Below are 23,537 nucleotides of genomic sequence, written 5' to 3' on the forward strand. Positions count from 1 at the left end.
GCAACAAAGCCTGCTGGAATCCAGCTAAACACTTTACAATGTTTTTGATGACGAAAAGACTGGATGCCAGTGTCTGGGCACTGGCATGACAGGAGTGTGAGATAAGGCTACATACATACTCCAACAGGTATGATGGTGTCATTCCAGTCTGGAATCCAGAAAAAAAGAAGCCAGTGTCAGCTACTTGAATGACATTATGGAAGACATCCTTCTCGCAAGCAAAATGTTCATGCAGATAATATTTAACTGTGATTGAAGATCTCTTTTAACTCTTTTATATGACCAAGCTTAATTATCTCAATATCATGAGAAGAATAATTGCCATTTTTAGGCATAATCGCTTTTTTAAATCCTAACTTTTGTGCTTCCCTTAGTCTGAGATCAGCATGCGAAACATTTCTAATTTCTCCTGAAAGTGCAACCTCACCGCAGATTATTGAAGAAGTTGGTAGCGGTAAATTTACTAAACTTGAAATAAGAGAAGCAGCAACAGCAAGATCAGCTGATGGTTCCTGTATTTTGAGTCCTCCCGCAATGTTTAGGTATACTTCTTTATCATGCAAAAACATTTTACAACGAGCACTTAGAACCGCGATTATCATAGCTAATCTATTAATATCCCAACCAACTACTGCTCTTCTTGGAGTTGCCATATTAGTCCTTGCTATTAATGCTTGCACTTCCATTAAGATTGGTCTTGAGCCTTCAACTCCTGCAAATACGGCGCTGCCAACTACTTCTCTATCATGTACGGTCAAGAATAATGATGATGGATTATCAACAGGCATGAGTCCTGCTTCAGACATCTCAAAAACACCAATTTCATTTGCAGGGCCAAATCTATTTTTAATAGTGCGTAAAATGCGATATTGATTACTATTTTCACCCTCAAAATATAGTACTGTATCTACCATATGCTCCAGGGTTTTAGGTCCTGCTATTTGTCCATCTTTCGTTATATGGCCAACTATTAAGAGAGAAACACTATATTGCTTTGCAAGAACAGTCAATTCATGAGCGCAGGTACGGACTTGAGTTACAGTTCCTGGTGCTGATGTGACTTTGCTATCATACATAGTTTGTATAGAATCAATTATCAAGAACTTAATACTTTTATTTTTCCTTATTGTTGCTACTACATCAGTTAAAGATACTGTAGATAAAAGCTTAATTTTAGGTTCATTTATCTTAAGACGCTTTGCTCTGAGGCTCACTTGCTCTAAAGATTCCTCGCCAGATACATAAAGACATTCAAAAGAGGAAAGTTGTACAACATTAGCTGCAATCCTAAGCAAAAGAGTAGATTTGCCAATTCCAGGTTCACCACCAATTAAAATGCTAGCACCTTGAACGATACCTCCACCAAAAACTCTATCTAACTCTTCTATTCCTGTTAAAAAACGATCGGGGGTAATAATTTCACTATCTGATAACGCTTTTATTGAAATTGGTGCAGATGTACTTCTCGTTTCTGTTTTTAGTACTATTTCTTCGACAACCGTATCCCAACTGTCACATGCAATACACCTTCCTACCCACCTTCCAGTGCTATGACCGCAGAATTGACATACGTATGCAGTTTTCATAAAAGCCAAAATTATAATTCTAATAAAAATTAGCTAAATAAGTGAAATAAATTTAAATAGAGAAAATTACCAATCACACTTTTTATCTTGTGGTTTTATTTGCAATATTGCTACTAAGCTGACTAATAAGCAAAAAATTACATAAAGCCCAGCAGCAAAGTCTATTTTAGGAAACATTATAGTAAACCCAGTGCATATCATAGGAGTAAATCCACCATGCAGGGCATAAGAAATGTTACGTGATAAACTCACACCACTAAATCTAACATTAGTAGGAAAAAGCTCAGCAGTAACTATCCCTATAGGATTAATACCCCTCTCGATTATAGAAAGAGCCATAACACTCAACATGATTATAAGATAGCTTTTATAGTAATATGCAATAGATAACATAGGACAACATAATACCATTGTTATCACTATAAATAAGATTGCAGTGCGTTCTCTTCCTGTTTTATCAGCTAAAATTCCAAGCATTATTGAAGATATCGGCATTAATATACTGGTTATAATGAGTACAACTTCGTTGACATACGTTGTTACATAAGTTTCAACAGACACTATTTCTTTTGCAATTGTTCTAAGAAATATGGTAAATCCAACAGCAACATTAACAGGTACAGATATTAAAATGGCAAGTATCAGGGCTCTTTTATAGCGTTTTGTAAGCTCTATTATTGGTAAATTAGGTAAATTTCTTTGTTCTCGATTTTTTTCATACACTGGAGTTTCTCCTAGTGTATATATACTATATGCGCTTATTAATCCTAAAATGGCTGAAAAAATAAACGGCAGCCTCCAACCCCAAGCGTTAAAATCAGTGGTTTTTTTACAGATGATCACTGCAACCACAGAGAGCAATATGCCAATAGAGCGACCAAAACTTATTATTCCAAAAAACATTCCTAGTTTTTTCTTATTAGGTAAATGCTCTATGAGATAAACAGAGCTACCTCCTTGCTCAGCGCCAAGTGCAACCCCTTGTATCAGATGGATTGTAAGAAGCAACATAGTAGAGGTTATTCCTATTTTACTATAACTTGGAATAAACGCAACGAGACTAGAAGGAATTGATATTAGCAAGATAGCAATCGTTAACGCCATTCTCCTTCCATACCTATCACCAATGTGACCAAATACAGATGCACCAAGTGGTCTTACCATTGCACCCATTCCTGCAATTCCAAACAATTGCAATATGCTGTAGTAGATATCTTTTGCATAACAAAATTCTCTACTAATTATATTAACCAGATCAATAAAGAGCATATGGTCATACCATATTGCGATTCTACAGAGTATTGTTGCAATCAATACTCTTGTTTGTTGATTGTACACTTAGTTTAATTTGTAAATGTCTACTTATTTTTATTTTGGCTGCTTTTTAGAACTTTGCAACTCAAGCGTATGGCTTATATGTAAATATTATTAAAATTGGAACTTGCATAACCAGCCAGTCTGGGATCAAATAAAAAAATCTGGTCATCCGCTGGAATGACATGGTGGAATGTGTCATTCCAGTACTCCTTTTCTTGTCATCCCAGTGCTCCGACACTGGGATGACACCTCTCTTAAATTACTTTAGCTACAAATATCAAGAAATTTACCAAGTAGAAAAAAGACAAAAGAAACCCCCTATTAGCTAGCTCTAATCCTGAAAATTGGCCTGTCTTAAACAGCCCGTTTCAGCTTATATGGTTAAAAAACTGGAAGTTTTGTAAAGAAATAAGATGCACATAGTGCAAAAAATTAAAAATAAGACGACAACTGCGTTATGCTTTTGTCGTTTAATCTGCACAGACGAAGATAAATAGTATAGCGTTATCCTTATGATATGTATAACAATGTTACAAAAAATAATATCATAGAATTCAATAGGATAATTCCTAGAAAACCCCTACATACTAAAAAAAGCAAAATGCTGTTAAAATGAGCTTAAGAATAAATAGCAAACATCTAACATAACAATTCTATTTGTAAATCAGGTGAGACTTATCCTATAGAAAGCTTTCGAACTACGCAAGCGTATCTTTTGCTTTTAGTATTTCTTTAAACCTGCTGCAAAAGAGTAGGAATGGTTATAAAATAGGGAGGTATAGCAAGAGAATAGAGAGGGAAGATGAGCTTAAACTACCATAATCTAAAAGAACATCCGAGAAATTTTCGAGATGTAACAGGTTTGAAAATAGAAGAATTCGAAAAGATTGTAGAAAAAGTGCGCCCAGAGTGGGAAAAAGTTCAAGAACAGAAGAAATGCCATGGAAGAACGTCAAGATTGCCTGTATTGGAAGATAAAATACTCTGTATAATTCTATAGACCTGCTGCAAAAGAGGAGATATTTAAAGAGAGATGTAGCAAGAGGGAATGAGCTTAAATTATCAAATCAACGTTATTCTACTTTACCTCACTAGCATTTTCCTTACTTGAGCCTTACTATTACTCACAAATATAAACGTTCGTTACATAGCTCTTAATATGTCTAAAGAGACGAAATTTCCCGAATTATTTATAATGAACCCTTACGATCACATTCTGGGGACGTACATCAGAAAACTTTTATATTATTAGTTTTGTAGTAAAATTATATGAGTACATCGTATCTATTAAATCAGAAGCTTTATGGATTACAGATTGAGAGCTTATTTGTTTGGGGTTATCTGGTTTATACTTAGCTTACTTAGTAGTGTAGCTAATGATACTATATCAAAATATCTAAGTTTACATCTTCAGAGTTTTGAAATAATTTTTTTCCGCTTTCTGTTTACCACTATTACCCTTGTACCTTTTATGTTTTACTATGGAATAGAAACTTTTAAAACAAGTCAAATATCTACTCAAATAACCAGGGGTGGGTTGTTGTTTTGTGGAATGACCTTATGGACTTACGGGTTGACTGTTTTCCCCATAGTAACTGCAACGATTATAAGTTTTTCTATACCATTATTTGTTATACTTCTTGCAATCCCTTTGCTAAACGAAAATATAATTTGGCAAAGATGGATAGTAACTGTTATTGGCTTTGTTGGTATTGCTATTACTACCAAAGCTCATAGTGAAGATTTTAATCCTAAAATTCTTATTTTTATTGTATCTGCATTAATCTTTGCTATATTAGACATACTTAATAAGAAACTTGTAATAAAAGAGTCAGTAATAAGTATGTTATTTTATTCAGCTCTAACGACAACTATTTTTTCTACTCCACCTTTGTTATTTTATTGGCATATGCCTTCCTTGTTGGAGTTAGTATTACTGCTGATTTTAGGAATAAGTTCAAACCTAATTCTGTTCTTCATGTTAAAAGCTTTTGCTCTTACTGATGCTACTGCACTTGCACCGTATAGATACATAGAGCTAATAATTTCTGCAATAGTAACATACGTTATATTTAATGAATTACCTGATAAAAGTGCTTTATATGGTACTTTGATATTAATACCATCAACCTTATTTATAGCTTATTCGGAAGGTAAGGCAATTAAGAAAAATAATGTAACAACAAAAGTTTATAATTGTTAATGGTATTTATTTTAGATGCTAAGCTATATTTTTAAGGTGATAATAAAATGCACATAACTATTATAGGAGTAGGGTATGTAGGATTAGTATCTGGTACAATGTTATCTGAGCAGGGCCATAAAGTTGATTGCATTGACATAAATACTGAGAAGATTGAACTTTTGAAATCAGGGAAAATTCCCTTATATGAACCTGGATTAGCAGATTATTTAGAGAATAATATAAAGTCACAAAGGATAAGATTTTTCGATTCGTATTTTCAAATAAATCCCAATACAGAAGTAGTATTTATAACTGTAGATACTCCATCAGACTCCCTAGGAAATGCAAATTTAAAGAATGTATATAATGCAGTAAGTGAAGTTTCTGAGAGAGTTAATCAAGATTGCTTAATAGTGATAAAGTCAACTGTTCCTCCTGGTACTGCAGAAAATATACATAATTATTTATCTAATAAGGGCTATAACTTTGATTTAGGAGTTAATCCAGAGTTTCTCAAGCAAGGCTCTGCAGTATCAGATTTTTTATACCCAGATAGGATAATAATAGGAGTAAAAACTAAGCTAGCTAGGGCAAAACTAGAAGTTATATATAGATCATTTATAGATAAGAATATTCCGTTAATAGTCACTGATACAGTTACTGCTGAAATGATTAAATATGCTTCTAATGCTTTTCTAGCAACAAAGGTTGCTTTTATCAATGAGATGGCAGGTTTATGTGAGCTATTAGGAGCAGACATTGACCTTTTAGCTAACAGTATGGGAATGGACCATAGAATAGGTAAGGAATTTCTCAAAGCTGGTCCAGGATTTGGAGGATCATGTTTTCCTAAGGATTTGTCAGCTTTATTAAGGCTTGCTGAAGACCACAATGTTAAGCTACAAATTTTAAATTCAGTTAAAGAATCTAACTATAATCATATAACAAACATTGCTAAAAAGGTAGAATATGTATTAAATGGAGTCCAAAATAAAAAAATAGCAATATGGGGGCTAACTTTTAAGTCTGGTACTGATGATGTAAGAAATAGCCCAGCTATAGATATTGCACAATTGTTAGTGAATAACAAGGCTAAAATTACTGCATATGACCCAATGGGGATGGATAATGCTAGGCAAGTTCTAAAGGATATAGAATACGCGGACAATGCTATAGGGGCTGCAAGGGACGCGGAAGCCTTGTTATTGTTAACGGAGTGGAAAGAATTTAAAAATCAAGATTTTGCAAGTTTAAAGAGTATTATGGCTGCACCTAATGTTTTTGATTTCCGTAATTTATTAGATAGCGAGCTATTACTAAGATATGGTTACCATGTTTATTCCTTGGGTAAAAAATCTATCTACAAAGTTTAACTGTTGAGAAATTTTTTTTACACCGCTTTACTTAGTTTTTTTAGATCTTTGCTTGATAGTATGGAAAAGCAAACGAGTGCAACAACAGAGCAAATGGAAAAAAATGAAAACATAATACTGTTACCATAGTGCTTAACAAGTACTCCTAAGAGCACGCATGAAAATATTGAACTTGCAATATACCCAAATAATCCTGTTAAGCTTACAATTGCACATACATTATTTTGTGGAGCAATTTCTACAGCTATAACACCTGTCAGTACTTGCACTCCAAATATAAAGAATCCTGATAAGATTGCACCAAGGTTCATAAGAATTATGTTTTGACCAAAGTTCATTGCAATAAAAGTTAGTGCTATACCCAACATATAAAGTGATGCCAGCAAGCTTCTATTTTGAAAGAAGTACATATCACTAATTCTTCCTGTTATTAAAGTTCCAAGGATTCCACCTAAATCATATACGCCTGTTATTAGTGAGGATTGTACAAGAGAAATTTGTAATTTATTCTTTAAAATTATAGGAAACCAAAAGAAGATTCCCATTTTTATAATATAAGCACAAAAAGTAGCACAACATAGAAACCATATGGAACTTGTTACCTTGATACCTATTTGAGATTTCTGCACCTTATAATAGGTAGTAAAGTTGGCACTTTCTTTGTAATATGCCTTTAATATTATATAAATTCCAAAAAGTAAGCATAAGAAACCAGAGTACAAAAATGCACTTTTTGCATCATATATTTTAATTATACTTGGTAATACAATTAAAGTAATACAAGAACCAAGTTGCTGAGATGCGCTCATAACTCCCCATGATGATGCAATTGAAGAGATGCTAGAGTTTGTAACCATAAACTTGGTAATAGCTGGCCAACCTAACCCTTGTGTCCAAGCTAATAATATTAATGTTAACAGTAATAAAGTTAGATTATTATATGATAAAGTTATACCAATGGTTAATAATCCAGTTGCAATATTGCATAGCCCAAACATAAATAATGGATTATTTTTGGAGTCCATTATTATTCCATTAACAAATTTTGATACTCCATAAAAAAAAGAAAAGCAGGCAAAAAAATAGCTTAATTTTACATGGTCAGTATCTATTAACAGTGGTAGAGCAATTGGTATACTTTGTCTTGATAAATAAAGCAGCATATATCCACAGAAGAATAGTAAATATTGAAAGAAGACAAAGTTCACACCTATTCCCAAATAGCTCTATGCAGATGCTAGCATAATACTATATTGGTATAATATTGTTTGACAAGAAGTTTGCAAACAATTAGTGCAGAAAATTACTTACTTAGTATCTTTCTTATAGCAGATACAGTAGTATTAATATCTTCATAGCTTATATCTCTATGTGTTATAGCTCTGATTTTACCTTTGATGTTAGCCATTCTAATTCCATAATTTGTCATTAGTACGTTTATTAATTCTTGAGTAGATATACAATTAGTACGTAATGAAAAATACGCTATATTAGTTTTATACAGGTCGATATCAATTATAACTTGATCTATGGAGTCTAGGCCTTCTATAAGGTGCTGCATTTTTTTATGATCTTCTTCTAAAGAATTTACATTATTACGTAGAGCATATAAACATGCAGCTGAAATAATGCCAGCTTGGTGCATACCTCCGCCAATTTGAAACTTATAGTACCAAGCTTTTTCAATAAACTCTTCACTTCCAAGCAATACTGCGCCCATTGGAGCACCTAATCCTTTACTAAAATCAATGAATACCGAATCAAAATAACTTGCATACTCCTTTGGAGATATTTTAGTATGAGCACAAGCGTTGAACAGTCTTGCTCCATCTAAATGAGTGAATACGTCATTCTCTTTGCAGAGACTTGAGATCTCTTGAATATATTCTAAAGGCCACACAGCTCCACCACCAAAATTTGTCGTTTGTTCGATAGAAACAAGCCCAACTCTCGGAATATTTCTTAAACTAGGACGAGTAATAAACTCAACAATTTGTTCTCCAGTAAATATTCCTCTCGTACCTTTGATGGGCAAAGGAGTGGCATGTGCCTGGGCTGCGATCAAGCCAGATTGTACTATGAGCGGATGTGAAGTTTCATCAAGCAGCAAGTAATCACCAGGTCTTTGAATGTGTACTTTATAAGCAATTACATTGGACATCGTTCCTGAAATCAAAAAGATTCCTGCAGGTTTACCTAATATTTTACATGCGGTTGCCACTAATTCGTTCACAGTTGGATCTTCACATGCAGCTTCGTTTCCAACTTTTGCTTTAGCCATCGCTTCCCTCATTTTAGCTGAAGGGTCAGTGTTTGAATCGCTAAAGAAATCTATTTTTATTCTCATATTAAATTTAACACAACCTCCTTTATAATTTCAGCAGCTTTCATGATTTCTGTTTCCTTTGTGCCAAGATGGGTAACTGCTCTTATATGAGACTCGAGCCAAGGAAAAAGCAATAAACCATAAGCTTGGCACTTACTCAAGAAAACCTCATTAGTTACATTTAGTGCTTTTATACTGAAGCTTACTATATTAGTTTCTGGATAAGGTAGTACCAGTTTTATGTGTGGAATTTCTTTAATCTTATCTGCAAACAATTTAGCGAGCTTATTATCTTCTTTAAGCCTAGAGATATTATTCTGTAGTACGTATTTTGCTGCATTAGCACAATACCCTATCTGATGATAACCACTACCTAGCCAAACCTGTAGCTTTTTAGCCCTTTCAATTATCTCTCTTTTACCCATAAGCATTGAACCAAAAGGAGCGCCAAGTCCTTTAGTAAAAGAAAAGCTCATTGTATCCACATATTTAGCATAATCTGCTAAAGCAATATTTGTTTCGATATGAGCATTAAATATTCTTGCACCGTCTAAATGAAGATTTACATTGTGAGCTTTTAAAAAGTTATATAACTCAACTTGTTTTTCAAAAGGATAAATTTTACCATTAAACCCATTTATACTATTTTCTATAGAAACAAGACTCACCTGAGCAAAAATTTTATACCTCGGCTTAGAATTAATAGCATATTCTACTTCATCAACATCTAAGATTCCGCTATTATTTCTAATACAATTAAATACGATATTATTTACTTTTGCGTTGCCTGCACTATCGAAAAAATTAACGTGATAATTATAATGAGTTATTAGTTCATCACCAGGACTTGTTTGACTGGCAATGGCTAATCTATTTGCAAGCATACCGCTGGTTACAAATAATGCTTCTTCTACTTTGAATAATTGTTTGCAATATTCTGATAAGTCATTACAGCTTTTGTCTTCACCATAAGCAAAATCTCCAACAGTTGCATTACTTATTGCATGTATAACGTTGGAGCTCTGCAGAGTTGTAGTGTCACTTCTCAGATCAATAATTTTTTCCATCTTATTTTTTGCCATTCAAACAACCAATTTGAGCATTCCAAAGTTCCTTGTAAAGACCTTGCTTAGAAACTAATTCAGCATGTTTACCATCTTGGACAATTTTTCCTTTGTTAAATACTAGAATTCGGTCCATGTGTAAAAGTGTAGAAATACGGTGTGCTATAGTAATCGTAGTTTTATTTTTCATCAATTTGAATAAACTCATTTGAATTGTTTTTTCTGTTATAGAATCTAACTGACTAGTTGGTTCATCGAGAAATAATATTGGAGCGTTTTTTAAAAATGCCCTGGCTATTATTATTCTTTGTCTTTCTCCTCCAGATAGCTTGATGCCTTTTTCTCCAACTGTAGTTCCATATTGATCTGGTAGAGTCATAATAAAATCGTGAATACCAGCCAGCTTTGCAGCTCTCATTATTTCTTCGATAGTAGATTGAAGTCTACCATATATGATGTTTGCTAAAATAGTATCATGAAATAACAATGGGTCTTGAGGTATTACAGATATTTGTTGCCTCAAAGAACTCTGTGTAACTTCTGATACTATTTGATTATCAATCTGTATATTACCTTTTTTAACATCAAATAGCCTTAGAATTAAGTTTATAAAAGTAGATTTACCACCTCCAGAATAACCAACTAGACCTACCTTTTCGCAAGGATTAATGGTAACTGAGAAATCTTGAAATAATGGCTCCTGACCTTCATAAGAAAAAGAAACATTATTAAACGTTATTCTTCCACTTAATAAATTTAATTCTTTAGCATTTTTCTTATCTTGAATTTCTGGTACAGTAGTCAAGATTGGCAATGCATCTGAAACTTTGCCGAAATGAGTAGAAAATTGCGTAAGATTCCTAGTTAGATGGTTAAGAAACTCTATAATCGATATATTAATTCCAAGTACAAGAGCAATATCTCCTATTGCAATTTTGTTCAATTGATAGTCATAAATTAAAAAGTACAAGTTTACTGCTTGGAGTATATCAAATGAATAGCCATATATAAACCAAAGACAAAAGTATGCCCATTGTAATTTTCTCTCTGCAATAGTTCTTTTCTTGCATATTTGAAAAAATTTGTGTCTCTCATGTGCTTGCTGAGAAAATAACCTTACTGATATAACATTTAAAATACTATCTGCTATACTAGCTATTACCTGTGAATTTTGTTTAGAGTAATTATCAGCTAATTCAGTAAGCACACGAAAGCTGAAAATCGAGACTAAAATAAAAATGCTTACCCAAGTGAATGTAGCGATTGCAAACTTTATGTTTACTAATGATAAGGTATAAATAGCTAAGACTAATGCTATACTGTAACCGAAAAAACAATCTATAAGCAATCTTATTAACTCTATCACACTATCCATTAAGCTACTGACCTTATGTACTAAGCTTCCAGATAAATTGTTCTGATAATAGGAATGGTCTTGTTGGAGTAGCCTACAAAAAGATATATCAGCTATCTTTTGACGCATTAAGGTAAACATTTGAATGTCAACAAAATAGCCATAGAATCTAAAAGCAGTAGTGATAAGTAATGCCATACCAAGATAAGCGCTTACAGGTAATAAAAGATTTTCAATTACATTACCTTCCTGATATTTTACAGCTGTATCTAGAATATTTTTTACTAAATACTTTCTAAAAGACAAATCAACAGCTACCACCAGGGCAACTAAAGACATTATAAGTACATTAAGCTTGAATTTAGATACTATATTCAAGATGAACATCAATACACATTTGAAGCTATCAACTCTACTTCTGTTCATTTATAATGCTAGCTCCACTACGTTGACTTTTTTATTGAGAAATACAAGTAGTGAAAACCATAAATTTTTGTATATTTTTCCTGAGATGTCTCCAGCATCATGTAGTGCTGATGCTCGATTCAGAATAAGTAGCTTATATAAATCTCGCTTAGCCTCAGTAGTGTCGATCTCAGAAATATTTGTAGTTGTGTCTGTAATAAAGGCTAACCAGCTCTTGATAAGTTCTTCCATGTTTTTCACTTTTATACTTTCCTGGTAGTAAAATAATGACAAGCATTCTCTCAGTATAGATTCTGTTAACTCACCACAATTGAGTATACCAAAAACTGAAGGCTGAGGTTTTGGCACATAGGGAAGGTCTTGATCTTTTATAATCCACCTTGTTACATAAGCAAATCTATCTTTAGCATCTGTATTCTTATCACTACCATGCCATAACCGTGAATCAAAAACTATCGCATCTCCTGCTGAAATAGGTAGTGACTTAATTTTGTAATTTTCCCGATTACTTGAGTACTGATCAAAAAAATATGGGTACCAAAAATCAACTAAAGGCTGTATTTCCCATTTATGACTGTTTTCTATAATTTGCAGTGCACCTGAAGTTTCACTTACATTATTCAAAGCTAACCAAACAGAAAAGTGGTAAGGATCATTGAAACTATAGGAGATGTCTTGATGGAAGGGAACTGCATCTATTAAATCAGCAGTTTTACATATAACATTTGATTTTTTCTGCAGTATCTGAAACTGAAGTGACTTTTCAAGGTAATTTTTAATAATTTTATCTAATGCTTGAGAGATAATTCTAGTTACTCGAGATGACGTGCCCCATCTGCCGGTACAGTTTAAGTAGTCAGAAGTTGAAACACTTAGTTCTTGGGATAGCTTTGATATCTTATTTGTTATATCACTTAAAGACTGAGTTATTAGCTCTAAAGGAACCAGATTTTTGATAATAAAAAAACCATTTTTTTGTAATGTTTCCATGTGATTAACACCTGACATCAATAACTGATAAGTAATCTGTTAAAGGTAAAACAGCAAAAATTTTGAATCCTTTTACTTGTTTGAGTATTTTTTCCCAATCGTTTAATGTTCTTAGTTTACCTCCTGTTTCAACCATGACATTAATATCTACAGAGCCTCCAGTTGGAGAGCGGTAATCTAAAATAGTTTCTATCAATAAAATACGAGATATTCCTTTGACCAATTTTAAATAAGACAATACTTTATCATCATCATAGTGCTGTAGAAAGCGGCAAAAGACACCTAATTCATAATTTGTAACTGATAGTTCTTCCTGAGTTATAAGTTTGACTTTTAAATTTTCTACTAACTGTCTTGGTACTTTATGTTCGTTATATAGGCCTATAGAACCTTTATTGTGTATATCAGAATAAGCAAGAAATAAAGAGTGTACACCAAATAGCAATATATTCTTAGCACCATCTATATTAATCCTAGAATTAAACTCTTTAGTATCAAATCTAGAATATCCTAGCAATGCTTGGTAAAACGCTATTTTCTTATCTTCTGATGCTTCTCTTTCCTTAAAAGATTCAAATGAAGAGATTGACTCCTGTTTTAGTATATCAGCAATCTTTAACCAATTCTTTTCAGCGGCAACTCTTGCCCACATTGTTGCTGCTTTTGGCAAAAATGGTATTTCCTTAAAACACTTACCTTTTGATGATAGTTTCCATAAGTCCTCGTCCTTATCGTAATCAACAAACCCTATTTCCCACAACGCCCTTAACAGCCTTTCTAGATTTGGTACGATAATGTTTAACTTTTTAGATAAAACTGGCATAGTTGCAGGTAAAATATTTAACAAATCAAGTTCAATAGCAATGCTTGTTAGGTAAGTTTTCCAAAAGGCTGAAAGTTCTGCAGAAATCCTATGCACTTGAGATTCTTTACCTAAATCAAAAATACTAAACTTTACATTTCCGGTAATATCGATTTGTCCTAACAGACCTTCAAAAGTTTCAACTTTTGCCATCCCATTATAGAATGCTTCTACCATTTTAAATCTCTGCTGGTAAACAGGATCACCATTAATATCTATATGAAACCAACCATGTTGATCTTCTGCAATAGAATACCCTTTATGAAAAACATTAAGTTTTTTATACCATTTATTATGTACTAACTTTCCATGATGATTAATATGTGTAGCTTTACCATCCTTATAGACTACAGCGATACCATCCTTAAAATCTCCAACATAATCATATTCCTCCTGATAAATCCTGTTGCCATTTAAATTAATATGAAAACATTTATCATGTCTTCTAACTACACAAGCATCTTCCTGATAATTTCCAATCCATTGATAAGACTGTTTGTATACTCTACATCCAAATGAATCAATATGGTAACACCCTGTATCATCTTCTACGGCTGCTCTATTAAAGTAGAATCCAAAAGTTTTTAGAAATCTATTATGATAAACTGCTTCTCCTCTTACATTGATATGATAAGCACCTGTCTGATCATAAACCGGTGCAAGACCGGGCTCATGAAATTTACCAACCTTTATAAACCTATTTTCATACAAAGGATTTCCTAGTAATTCGTGAAAGCTCTCACACGGTGAAATTTTAATAGATCTAAGATTATCTTTGATTAATTGATCAAAGGTTTTCTCATGTTGCATGTTTTGCATAATTTGTAATTTAAATAATTCTTTTGTAAGCTTAGGTACTCACTACTCTGCCATATTTCCTCGAGTTTAACCTCATTAACATTACCAAAATTTCCTAATGTCTTACGGAGTTCATCTGGAGCACAGCAAGGACTAAACTTTCCTTCATTGTTTATCCATGCTTCTTTACCTAAAAATGGGCATTGACCACCTGGAGCCAAATCCTTAATACCTTCTTGAGAAAGAATTGTAAAATTTTCTAATTTTATCTTTTTACCATTTGGTAATAGCATATTATCTCTAAGCTCATATAACCTTCTCACCTCTGTATTCCATCTACTAATTGCTAACTCATCTCTTCTCATAGATAGATCCTTAATTTCCTCAAAATGTGCCCAAAGATGATGTCCTTTAACTCTATCTATGCCGTTTTTTATGGCCATCTTAACTATGTCATAGAGTTCATGTAAATTACTTTCCAAAAATGTTAATTGTAAAGTAACGGTACACCTTTCACCTGTGTCGCTAAAGTATTTATCTCTAACTTCAAGGAAAGTTTTTAAGTTTTCTGTCACTACTTCCCATTTTGAACCTTTCATGATTCTTTCATGAGTTTCTTTAGTTGCCCCATTCCAGGAAATCTTAACATCAGATAAAATTGGTACCAATAGTTCAGCCCATTTTCTAGCTCCTTTAATGGGAAAAGAACCATTGGTTGTGAGGTTAAGCTTAAGGCCGAACTCATGGCACAAATTGATTATTTCATCAAAGCTTTTATACATTAAAGGCTCACCCATAGTAGAAGGAATGATTTCCCTTAAAGGTGTACCAGCTGCTTCTTTAATTACTTTTCTGATAGTTTCTATTGATAGTATCTTAGGTTTTATTCCTTTAGCTTTCTTCTCTTCTTTAACTTTACTGTATGGTGAAAAACATTCGCACATTATACAAGAAAAATTGCAGTAATCTGGATTAGTATCAAAAGTAATTCTCCAAGGACCGGGTTTAACAGCTACTGATTTGCCTTTCTTTTTAATAGCATTACGGTAAATCTTGTTAAGTTTTTCAGTATGCTCACTTATAGAAGGTATATTTCCATTTTTAGTATAAGGATAGCCTTTTTGGGTAAGTTTACTATATAACTCCTGATCTGTAGATAGGATTTGCATTTTTTCTGATAAACTACTTGCATCTCTGTGCTTAAACAACAGTCCATCTCTTACATATTCTGCCATGCCACCATAATCGGCTGTTATAACTGGTATTCTAAGTTGCTGTGCTTCATGTATTACTAACGGTGAATTTTCACCCCAAATTGAAGGAACGACTATTGCATCAACTTTATTAAATACGTCAGTAACTATATTCTTGTTATCATAACTTCCCATCCATTCTATTCTTTCTTTAACAATAGGTAAAAATTGATCGGTAATCGCTTTTAAAGCGTTAGTTTCTTCTCTTTCTGCTCCCCAAATTCTAAGTTTTGCTTTAGATGATAAGTGAGAAAAAGCTTTCAATAATAGATCAACACCTTTCTCGGAAGTATGAGTACCAATATAACCGAAAATAAACTCTTTTTCTTGTGCTCTATTTCTATTCTTAAGACGATTGAGATCAAAACCATAATCAAGATAAGAAATTTTGTTTATCGGAACATTAAAATCCTGAGTAAATTTGTCCATCAAGAATTTCGATGGGGAAATAAAGTAATCTATATAGTCTATTATTTTCCTTGTGTGCTTCATTCTAGTTGCAACCCATTGTTCCCAATAATTTATGTCTGAATTCAGGAATTCTTCATCTCCTGTAAAATATCCTTTGTAACATTGGGTTGCACATTTTTGATCCTTTTGTCCATCACAAAGCCGTAACAAATCTTCAGAATTACGTTGAATAAACCTTCCTCTTGGACACATTAACCAAAAGTCATGTAGCGTAAAAATTGTAGGTATATTTTCTTTAAAAGCAATTTCTGGTAAAGTAATTGATAGATGATTAAGATGACCAAAATGTATAAGATCTGGCTGAAAGTTATCTATTATTCTTTTAAATTTTATATTTACTTCTTCATTGATAAATTTATAACGATATTTAGCTGTAGGTATATTAATTAAATGCAGTAAAATCCGGGAATCACTACGATCTAGAACTGTAGTGTAATAAAAATCAGGTAAAAAGCTATTTTCATACCTAGTAAATACTTGTACCTCATTGTTATTTGCTAGTTCATGAGCAAGAGTTTGGCTATAAACCTCTGAACCAGCACTATAATAAGGAGGGTAACCATGAATAACTTTTAATATTTTCATATATTACCATATCTATATTGTTAGGATATTCTTGTGTATTGTTTTGTAGACTTTTTATAAATTTACTTAATCCTACTTCTAATGAATGTTTTGGAGACCAACCAAGTAGCTCTTTAGCTCTAGTAAAATCACCATGAAACTTAGTTACGTCAAAATTTCTTGGAGGATAAAAATCAATTCTAGAATCACTTTTTGTGACTTTTAATATTGTTTTTGCTAAGTTTTCTAAAGTACATGGGCTATTAGTAGTAAGATGAATAGCAGGAAGAGAAGATTTTTCGCTTTGTAAATATTGAACAGTTAAGCATATACCCTCTATAACATCATCCAAATAGGTAAAATCAAAAACGCATTCTTTACCTTCTATTTTAATTGGATCACCTCTTAATGCATTAATACAGAGTGCAGGAATTACTCTACTGTTATGATCTAGTAAACCACCGTATACATTTGAAAAGCGTAATATTGCTACATTAAAATCTTTTGAACTTGTTATTTGTTCCTCAATAAATGCTTTACCTTTGGCATAATTATTTATTGGATCGATACTAGCAGATTCTGTAACTGGCAGTTCCTTCTGCTCTCCATAGACTTCTCTACTACTTGCATATATAAACCACGGTTTATTTGGAAGTGACTTACATAACCCTAAAAACTGCATTGTACCATCAACATTAATTTTTCTACACAGTTCAGGATAAAGTTCACCATGTATAACTCGAGAAATTGCAGCCAGATGAATAATTCCTGTACACTGAGCAAGTAGTGGTACTATATCTTCTGAAAAAAAACTGAGTGGATTGTTGTGAAACCTAATATCACAGCTTATTACTTCATGGCCCTGGTTTTCTAACTTTTTCACCAAGGTTGACCCTATCAAACCTGCAGCACCTGTTATTAATATCCCCATGTATACCCTCTCACTACAACTAGGAAAATTTGTCGTACCAATTATCTTACAAGTAAGAATCAAAAGGTATTATAAAACCAGTATAAAACAAATGTCAACTTAAATTAATGAATAAGAAAATGTAGTTATGAAAGAAAAGTTGGCCGCCTTTTTTTTTGAAAATAGTGTTCGGCTTTAATCAAATCCTCTTTATTATTTACTCCCATTGCTTCTCTTTCATCAGAAACTACATAACCTACACTCAAGTTATTGGTTGCTGCAATGGGCACTATATCATTAAGACAATATTCATTGGTCGAATTATTAAATTTTATTTCTTTTACTAAGGTAAAGAGATCTTTAGCATATGAAACCATTATTCCAGAGTTTGCAAGAAGCATTTTATCTCCATTTTTTAGGATTTTTTGAACATTTCCGTAATTATCAATTACTAATCTTCCATATTGTTCATCTTGACTATTGAATCCAAGAAGAACTAAATTATTATACTTTAAACAATCAGTCATTTTCATAACTGTATCGCTAGATATAAAAGGAGTGTCTCCATACTGTATTAAAACTATGTCTTGATCAGATAACTCCTCCAGATTTTCTAGAGCAATTTTAACTGCAGTGCCAGTGCCTGTAATATCTTCTTGAATTATTAGTTTTATATTGTATTGATCGATTATACTTTTTAGAGTATCAAAGTTTTCTAAATCTTTTAGAAGGGAGTTGTTAACAACAATTGATAAGCTTTTTAGACTCAGCGATTTTGCATTAGAAATTATATGTTCTAAAAGAGTAAGATTTCCCACTTGGTGCAACGCTTTTGAATATTCAGAATTCATTCTACTGCTCTTTCCTGCTGCTAATATTATCAAAATTTTACTCATACATAACTCAGGAATTGATTAGGTAGTAAGTTAATTTATAATTAGTAAGATGTAAAGTCCACTGTAATTTTTATATATTTTCTAGATCTTGGCACCCTCATTAGAGTTTCATTTAAGAGAGCTATAACTTTAAACTCTTTACTCTATTTTCTACGCTGACATCTTGTAAACTCTGATCTGGACTTTTTAATATTTCTAATAATCTACTTGCAAGGTTTGAGTGTTTATTGATTACTGCAACCTGGACTAATGACTTGCCTTGATCATCACGAGCATTTGTTACAGCTACGCGCTCATCAGGTTTTATTGCTCTCAGCTTACTGATAATTTCAACATTACCATTTTTTGCATTCTCAAACAGCTCTTCTACTAATTTCAATAGGTTAGTAATATTCTGGTCTCGAGAAAGATCAAGTGGTGCTTTACCTTCTTTATTCTTGATGTTATAAATTGCACCATGTTTTAATAAAGATTTTACAACTTCCAAGGAGCCACCTTTAGCTGCAACATGAAGTGATGTAGTACCACTAGAAGTAGTTTTAGCATTAATAAAATCACTCAATTTATTGTGGCTTACACGTTGTAACAAAGCTTCAATAATTTCTTTATGACCTTTGGAAGCAGCAGTGTGTAATGGTGTATTACCCTTGTTAGTAACTTTAGTAGCATCAGCTCCATTTGCTAGCAAGATATTTACAACTTTTATGTGCCCATTATTAACGGCATAATGTAATGGCGTTCTTCCATCCACGTTCTTCGAATCAATGATTGCTCCATCTCTAATGGAACTCTCAATTCCTAAATAATTATTATCTTCTATAGCCTTAAATAACTTCTCAACCAATTTTAGTAATTTTATTACTTCTGGGTTTCCTCTTCTTTCCGCAAAGTGTAATGGTAAAACATATCTACCTCCTTCAGCTCTAGCATTAAAGTATGCTCCGCTCATAAGTAGAGACCTAACTATATCTAAATTACCAATTTGTGCCCCTAAGTGTAAAGGCGTAGCATTTTTATCCATTTTTGCATTAACATCCGCTCCATTTATAATAAGAGTTTTAACTACCTTAGGATGACCATATTGAGCTGCAAGATGTAGGGCTGTGCCTTTATTTTGATTTTCTTTTACATTTACATCAGCACCATGTTTCAATAGAACGGTTGCTATCTGATCATAACCTTTTTCTGCTGCAAAATGTAAAGGAGTCCAATTTGTGTGATCTAAAGCATTAATATCTGCTTCCTTTTCTAAGAGCAATTCAACCACCTCTAAATGATCATGGTCTACTGCAAAGTGTAGAGGTGTAGTACTTTTAACTGTTTTTACACTACCGACAATGTTGCAAAAAACATAAAAATAAAACTAGAGAAAACCATTTCTCGAAAACTTCTGTGTCCAGAACCAAGAGTCCGATTTACTTATAGCGCTAATAATCAATTAACCATCGGCTTTAAGGAATGATATGAACATATTATTTCAAGGAAAAGTCATGAGAAACAAGAGATTAGCTATCCAAATTAGCTGTAGCTATGAACCTAATCGGTTAGCAGAACAATGCTTATCAGATGCTTATGAAAAGGTAGTGTCAAAGGAAATAAGTCAAAAAAACTTAAAACATAAAAATGGGATTCAAGGAGGGTCAAATGGTAACAGTATGTTTATATGCGAGAGTTTCTTCGGGGAAACAAGTAGAAGGAAATACGATAGAAAGTCAAATTGCAGCTTTAGAGAAGCAAATTAATCTGGACGGATACAGATTGTTAAGTGAGTATAAATTTATTGATAACGGCTACAGTGGATCTCATTTAGTCCGCCCTGATTTAGAAAAATTACGTGATAAAGTAACAGAAGGTAAAATTGATAAGATTTACATTCATTCTCCTGATCGTTTATCTAGAAAATATGCATATCAAATGGTGCTGATTGAAGAATTTGAAAAAGCAGGAGCAAAAGTGGTTTTTTTAAATTATGAGATTAACGGTAACCCAGAATCTCAATTACTGTTACAAATGCAAGGTATGATAGCAGAATATGAACGTGCGAAAATTATGGAACGAAGTCGTCGTGGTAAAATCTATGCAGCTAACAAAGGCTATGTAAATGTAATGGGAGGAGCTCCTTATGGTTATCGTTATATAGATAAGCATATGGGAGGAGGACAAGCTTTATTTGAGATTAACGAAAAAGAAGCTGATGTCGTTCGTAAAGTATTTTTGTGGATAGGCAGAGAAAGAACAAGTATTGGGGAAGTATGTCGTCGGCTAAATACTATGTCCATTAAGACACAAAAAGGAAAAGAACGCTGGAATAAAGGTACAATTTGGAGTATGTTGAAAAACCCTGCTTACAAAGGACAAGCAGCTTTTGGTAGAAGAAGGTTAGGAGTAAGATTAAAGCAAGTAAGACCACAGAAAGGCTCTTGTGAGCAGCCAAAAAGTAACCACTCTGTCTATCCTGTTGAAAAAGCAAATTGGATTTATATTAAAGTGCCAAATATAGTAGATGAAGATATATTTGATATTGTTCAAGAACAATTAGCTGAAAATAGAAAAGTAGCAAGGACAAGAAAAAGAGGAGCAAAGTACTTACTACAAGGTTTAGTCATATGTAAGCGTTGTAATTACGGATGTTACGGAACTTGCATGAGAAGTAGACGAGAAGAAGAAGGTGGTCATTATGCATATTACCGTTGTAGTGGTAAAGATTCTTACCGTTTTGGTGGTAATAAGATTTGTGACAATAAACCCATTCGCTCAGATGCATTAGAAACAGCTGTGTGGGAAGAGGTTAAGCAGTTATTGAAAAATCCAAACAGGATTTTAGAAGAATACAAGCGTAGGCTTTCAGAACTAAAAAAATCATCATTGGATCAAAAAAGTGACCTGCTAGAGAAACAAGAAAATAAATTAAAACGTGGTATTGCTAGACTTATCGATAGTTATGCTCAAGAATATATCAATCAAGAGGAATTTGAACCACGAATTAAAGCAATGAAACAAAGCTTAAAAACAATTAAAGAAGAGAAGAAAAAGATATTTTATCAAAAGGAATTAGAACAGGAGGTAACTCTGGTTGTGGCCAATTTAGAAGACTTTTCTTCCAATATTACGTTAAACCTTGATAACGCAGACTGGTTAACTAAACGTGATATTATCAGAACATTGGTCAAGAGAATTGAAATTAACCTTGAGGACGTAAATGTGGTATTTCGCGTAAAAGAGCTACCGAACTCTTCTGGACATAATGGAAAGGAAAAGGGAACGTTCAAAAAAGTGTGTCAAGCCGCATTTTTAGTTCAACTCAATTTTCAATCTATCTGGAAAGAAAATATCAAGTTGAGACATAGTTAAAGCCCAATTAGGGAGAGCCATAATCCACCTTTGCTCTACCTTTTTTATAGCACAATATACCTGTTTGTACAAGGCATTTGTACTAGTAAATGAACCCTTAGTTTTAGTAAATTTCCTGATTTGTCTATGCAACCCCTCAATTGGATTAGTGGTGTAAATCAGCTTCCTAACTGGCCCAGAATACTTAAAATAACTGGATAAGTTTTCCCAATTGTTCTGCCAGGATTTTATAACTAAAGGATACTTTTCTCCCCATTTTTCTTCCAGCTCAAGCAGATAATTCTCAGCAATTTCTTTACTTGAAGCACGATATATTTTTTTCAGATCATTCATGAAAACTTTTACATCTTTACTGGATACATATTTCAGAGAATTTCTTATTTGGTGTACTATACATAGCTGCACTTCTGCACTGGGAAATACACTGTTGATGGCTGCAGGAAAGCTTTTTAGCCCATCTACACATGCAATCAGAATATCTTCTACTCCTCTTTCTTTGAGGTCATTTAAAACTCCCAACCAGAAGTTAGCTCCCTCACTTTCAGCCAGATAAAAACCTAATACTTCTTTTCTGCCATTTTGATTTATACCCAATATATTATACATGCATTTACTTACGCAATGTCCGTCCTCCTTGACCTTAAAAAACATGCCATCCATGAACACTATTGGATACACTGATTGCAATGGACGGCTGCGCCATTCATTGATTATTGGTAGCAGTTTATCAGTAATATTGGATATCTCTGCTGCTGATATTTTATGGTCATATATTTCCTCAACGTGTGAAGCTATGTCTCTGTATCCCATGCCACTGGCGTATGTACTTAAGACCTTTGCTTCAAGTTCTGGATGTAGGCTTGTTTGCCTTTTTTTGACTATTTGCGGTTCAAAGCTTCCTTCTCTGTCTCTTGGTGTTAATAGTTCAAATGAGCCTGAACTTGTACGTAAAGTTTTTGCATTCCTTCCATTTCTTCGGTTATTTTCTTCACTTTTAGCTGACATGTGGCTTTCTATTTCACCTTCCAGACTTGCCTCTAGCAGCCTTTTTATAAACGGTGTTAATGCTCCATCTCTTCCTGTCAATGGTCTTCCTTCTCGTATAGATGACAGGATATTTGTTTCTAATTCTTTATAATCTACCAAACCAGTAGTTCTATTTGCTTGACTCATATCAAACCTCCATTTTTTATATCAATTTATTACTTTTTTTTCGGTTTGACACACTTTTTTGAACATTCCCAGAAAACTTACAGCTTTAGTGATTTCTTTCTATTGATTTGTATCGATCCTCTGCTTCTGCAAGTAGCTTAATGATTTCATCATAAGGTTTGTCCTTATTATGCCGTGATCTTAATACAGCAATTTTCCTTGGTGTTTTTCCATCTGTATCTCTAATGGTAGGGTCTGAACCTTTGTCTAATAAAAATCTAATTATCTCCAATTTGCCTTCATATGTAGCTGCATGTAAAGGTGTCCATCTTTCATATTTCGTAGCATTTATATCAACTCCTTTTTCTACTAGGAATTTTACAACCTCTGCACATCCCTCTTCTGCAGCATAATGTAGTGCTGTTAATTTAGGGATCTGCACATTAATATCTAATAGATTTTCTACTAAGAATTTTACAGTCTCTAAGTTACAATTTTGAGAAGCAATGCGTAATATCGTTTTATAATTATCTGCAGCCTTTGCCTTCATGTAGGAATAGGTAGCAATAATACATACTATTACTGTTATAAGCCACCAAAAATGCAGCTTGTTTTTTGTATCTTGACCCAATTTATCCATATTCAACATCTTTTTAATA

At 33.1% G+C, this 23,537-nt stretch carries 18 protein-coding genes and 1 pseudogene; 4 read left to right on the forward strand and 15 right to left on the reverse strand.

All coding sequences use genetic code 11. The features are described from left to right. Positions 1–242: 242 nt before the first annotated feature. The gene (radA, locus tag OPR35_RS03805) at positions 243–1,586 is read right to left on the reverse strand and encodes a DNA repair protein RadA (protein ID WP_265024691.1); all 1,344 of its coding nucleotides are present in this window, start codon (positions 1,584–1,586) and stop codon (positions 243–245) included. A 66-nt stretch (positions 1,587–1,652) separates the two neighbouring features. Further along, positions 1,653–2,924 (reverse strand): MFS transporter, encoded by a 1,272-nt coding sequence (locus tag OPR35_RS03810; RefSeq protein WP_012482023.1) that lies wholly within the window; start codon positions 2,922–2,924, stop codon positions 1,653–1,655. A 781-nt stretch (positions 2,925–3,705) separates the two neighbouring features. On the opposite strand from OPR35_RS03810, the gene OPR35_RS03815 reads away from it, so the two are divergent. The 3 genes from OPR35_RS03815 to OPR35_RS03825 all read left to right on the forward strand — a co-directional run bounded on the left by OPR35_RS03815 (position 3,706) and on the right by OPR35_RS03825 (position 6,461). Beyond that, on the forward strand, positions 3,706–3,903 hold the full coding sequence (locus tag OPR35_RS03815; RefSeq protein WP_063630617.1) for a hypothetical protein: 198 nt from the start codon (positions 3,706–3,708) through the stop codon (positions 3,901–3,903). A gap of 303 nt (positions 3,904–4,206) precedes the next feature. Further along, positions 4,207–5,106, forward strand: coding sequence for a DMT family transporter (locus OPR35_RS03820; RefSeq protein ID WP_214303431.1), 900 nt, complete (start codon positions 4,207–4,209; stop codon positions 5,104–5,106). Between the two features lie 47 nt (positions 5,107–5,153). Beyond that, complete coding sequence (locus OPR35_RS03825; protein ID WP_264374470.1) at positions 5,154–6,461, forward strand: UDP-glucose dehydrogenase family protein; 1,308 nt, start codon at positions 5,154–5,156, stop codon at positions 6,459–6,461. A gap of 17 nt (positions 6,462–6,478) precedes the next feature. Here the strand turns inward: OPR35_RS03825 and OPR35_RS03830 are convergent, their stop codons facing one another. The 11 genes and pseudogenes from OPR35_RS03830 to OPR35_RS03880 all read right to left on the reverse strand — a co-directional run. Further along, a complete protein-coding gene (locus OPR35_RS03830; protein WP_265024692.1) occupies positions 6,479–7,624 on the reverse strand; it encodes an MFS transporter in 1,146 nt (381 codons plus the stop codon). A 140-nt stretch (positions 7,625–7,764) separates the two neighbouring features. Next, the gene (locus OPR35_RS03835) at positions 7,765–8,808 is read right to left on the reverse strand and encodes a threonine aldolase family protein (RefSeq protein ID WP_265024693.1); all 1,044 of its coding nucleotides are present in this window, start codon (positions 8,806–8,808) and stop codon (positions 7,765–7,767) included. After that, positions 8,805–9,854: a threonine aldolase family protein gene (locus OPR35_RS03840; protein WP_265025026.1), complete on the reverse strand. Its 1,050-nt coding sequence runs from the start codon at positions 9,852–9,854 to the stop codon at positions 8,805–8,807. Before OPR35_RS03840 ends, OPR35_RS03835 begins: the two co-directional genes overlap by 4 nt. Position 9,855: 1 nt before the next feature. After that, complete coding sequence (locus OPR35_RS03845; protein WP_265024694.1) at positions 9,856–11,631, reverse strand: ABC transporter ATP-binding protein; 1,776 nt, start codon at positions 11,629–11,631, stop codon at positions 9,856–9,858. Then, the gene (locus tag OPR35_RS03850; RefSeq protein WP_265024695.1) at positions 11,632–12,621 is read right to left on the reverse strand and encodes a phytanoyl-CoA dioxygenase family protein; all 990 of its coding nucleotides are present in this window, start codon (positions 12,619–12,621) and stop codon (positions 11,632–11,634) included. A 4-nt stretch (positions 12,622–12,625) separates the two neighbouring features. Further along, the gene (locus OPR35_RS03855; RefSeq protein WP_063630622.1) at positions 12,626–14,302 is read right to left on the reverse strand and encodes a WG repeat-containing protein; all 1,677 of its coding nucleotides are present in this window, start codon (positions 14,300–14,302) and stop codon (positions 12,626–12,628) included. Continuing rightward, positions 14,263–16,590 (reverse strand): glycosyltransferase, encoded by a 2,328-nt coding sequence (locus OPR35_RS03860; RefSeq protein WP_265024696.1) that lies wholly within the window; start codon positions 16,588–16,590, stop codon positions 14,263–14,265. Before OPR35_RS03860 ends, OPR35_RS03855 begins: the two co-directional genes overlap by 40 nt. Continuing rightward, positions 16,547–17,500, reverse strand: coding sequence for an NAD-dependent epimerase/dehydratase family protein (locus tag OPR35_RS03865; protein ID WP_265024697.1), 954 nt, complete (start codon positions 17,498–17,500; stop codon positions 16,547–16,549). The genes OPR35_RS03860 and OPR35_RS03865 overlap by 44 nt, the downstream gene beginning before the upstream one ends. 125 nt (positions 17,501–17,625) lie before the next feature. Continuing rightward, positions 17,626–18,375, reverse strand: coding sequence for an NTP transferase domain-containing protein (locus tag OPR35_RS03870; RefSeq protein WP_063630625.1), 750 nt, complete (start codon positions 18,373–18,375; stop codon positions 17,626–17,628). A 121-nt stretch (positions 18,376–18,496) separates the two neighbouring features. Beyond that, entirely contained in the window at positions 18,497–19,633 is a 1,137-nt protein-coding gene (locus OPR35_RS03875; protein WP_265024698.1) for an ankyrin repeat domain-containing protein, read from the reverse strand. Further along, a pseudogene (locus OPR35_RS03880) lies at positions 19,634–19,714 on the reverse strand (hypothetical protein); the annotation flags it as partial. A gap of 284 nt (positions 19,715–19,998) precedes the next feature. Here OPR35_RS03880 and OPR35_RS03885 point away from each other — a divergent pair. Continuing rightward, a complete protein-coding gene (locus tag OPR35_RS03885) occupies positions 19,999–21,726 on the forward strand; it encodes a recombinase family protein (RefSeq protein ID WP_265024699.1) in 1,728 nt (575 codons plus the stop codon). Here the strand turns inward: OPR35_RS03885 and OPR35_RS03890 are convergent. Then, the gene (locus tag OPR35_RS03890) at positions 21,667–22,899 is read right to left on the reverse strand and encodes an IS256 family transposase (RefSeq protein ID WP_265024688.1); all 1,233 of its coding nucleotides are present in this window, start codon (positions 22,897–22,899) and stop codon (positions 21,667–21,669) included. The two genes, OPR35_RS03885 and OPR35_RS03890, sit on opposite strands and share 60 nt — an antisense overlap. 85 nt (positions 22,900–22,984) lie before the next feature. Continuing rightward, on the reverse strand, positions 22,985–23,518 hold the full coding sequence (locus OPR35_RS03895; RefSeq protein WP_006015625.1) for an ankyrin repeat domain-containing protein: 534 nt from the start codon (positions 23,516–23,518) through the stop codon (positions 22,985–22,987). Between the last annotated feature and the right edge of the window lie 19 nt (positions 23,519–23,537).

It is taken from the genome of Wolbachia endosymbiont (group B) of Protocalliphora azurea, assembly GCF_947251865.1.
Lineage (GTDB): Bacteria > Pseudomonadota > Alphaproteobacteria > Rickettsiales > Anaplasmataceae > Wolbachia.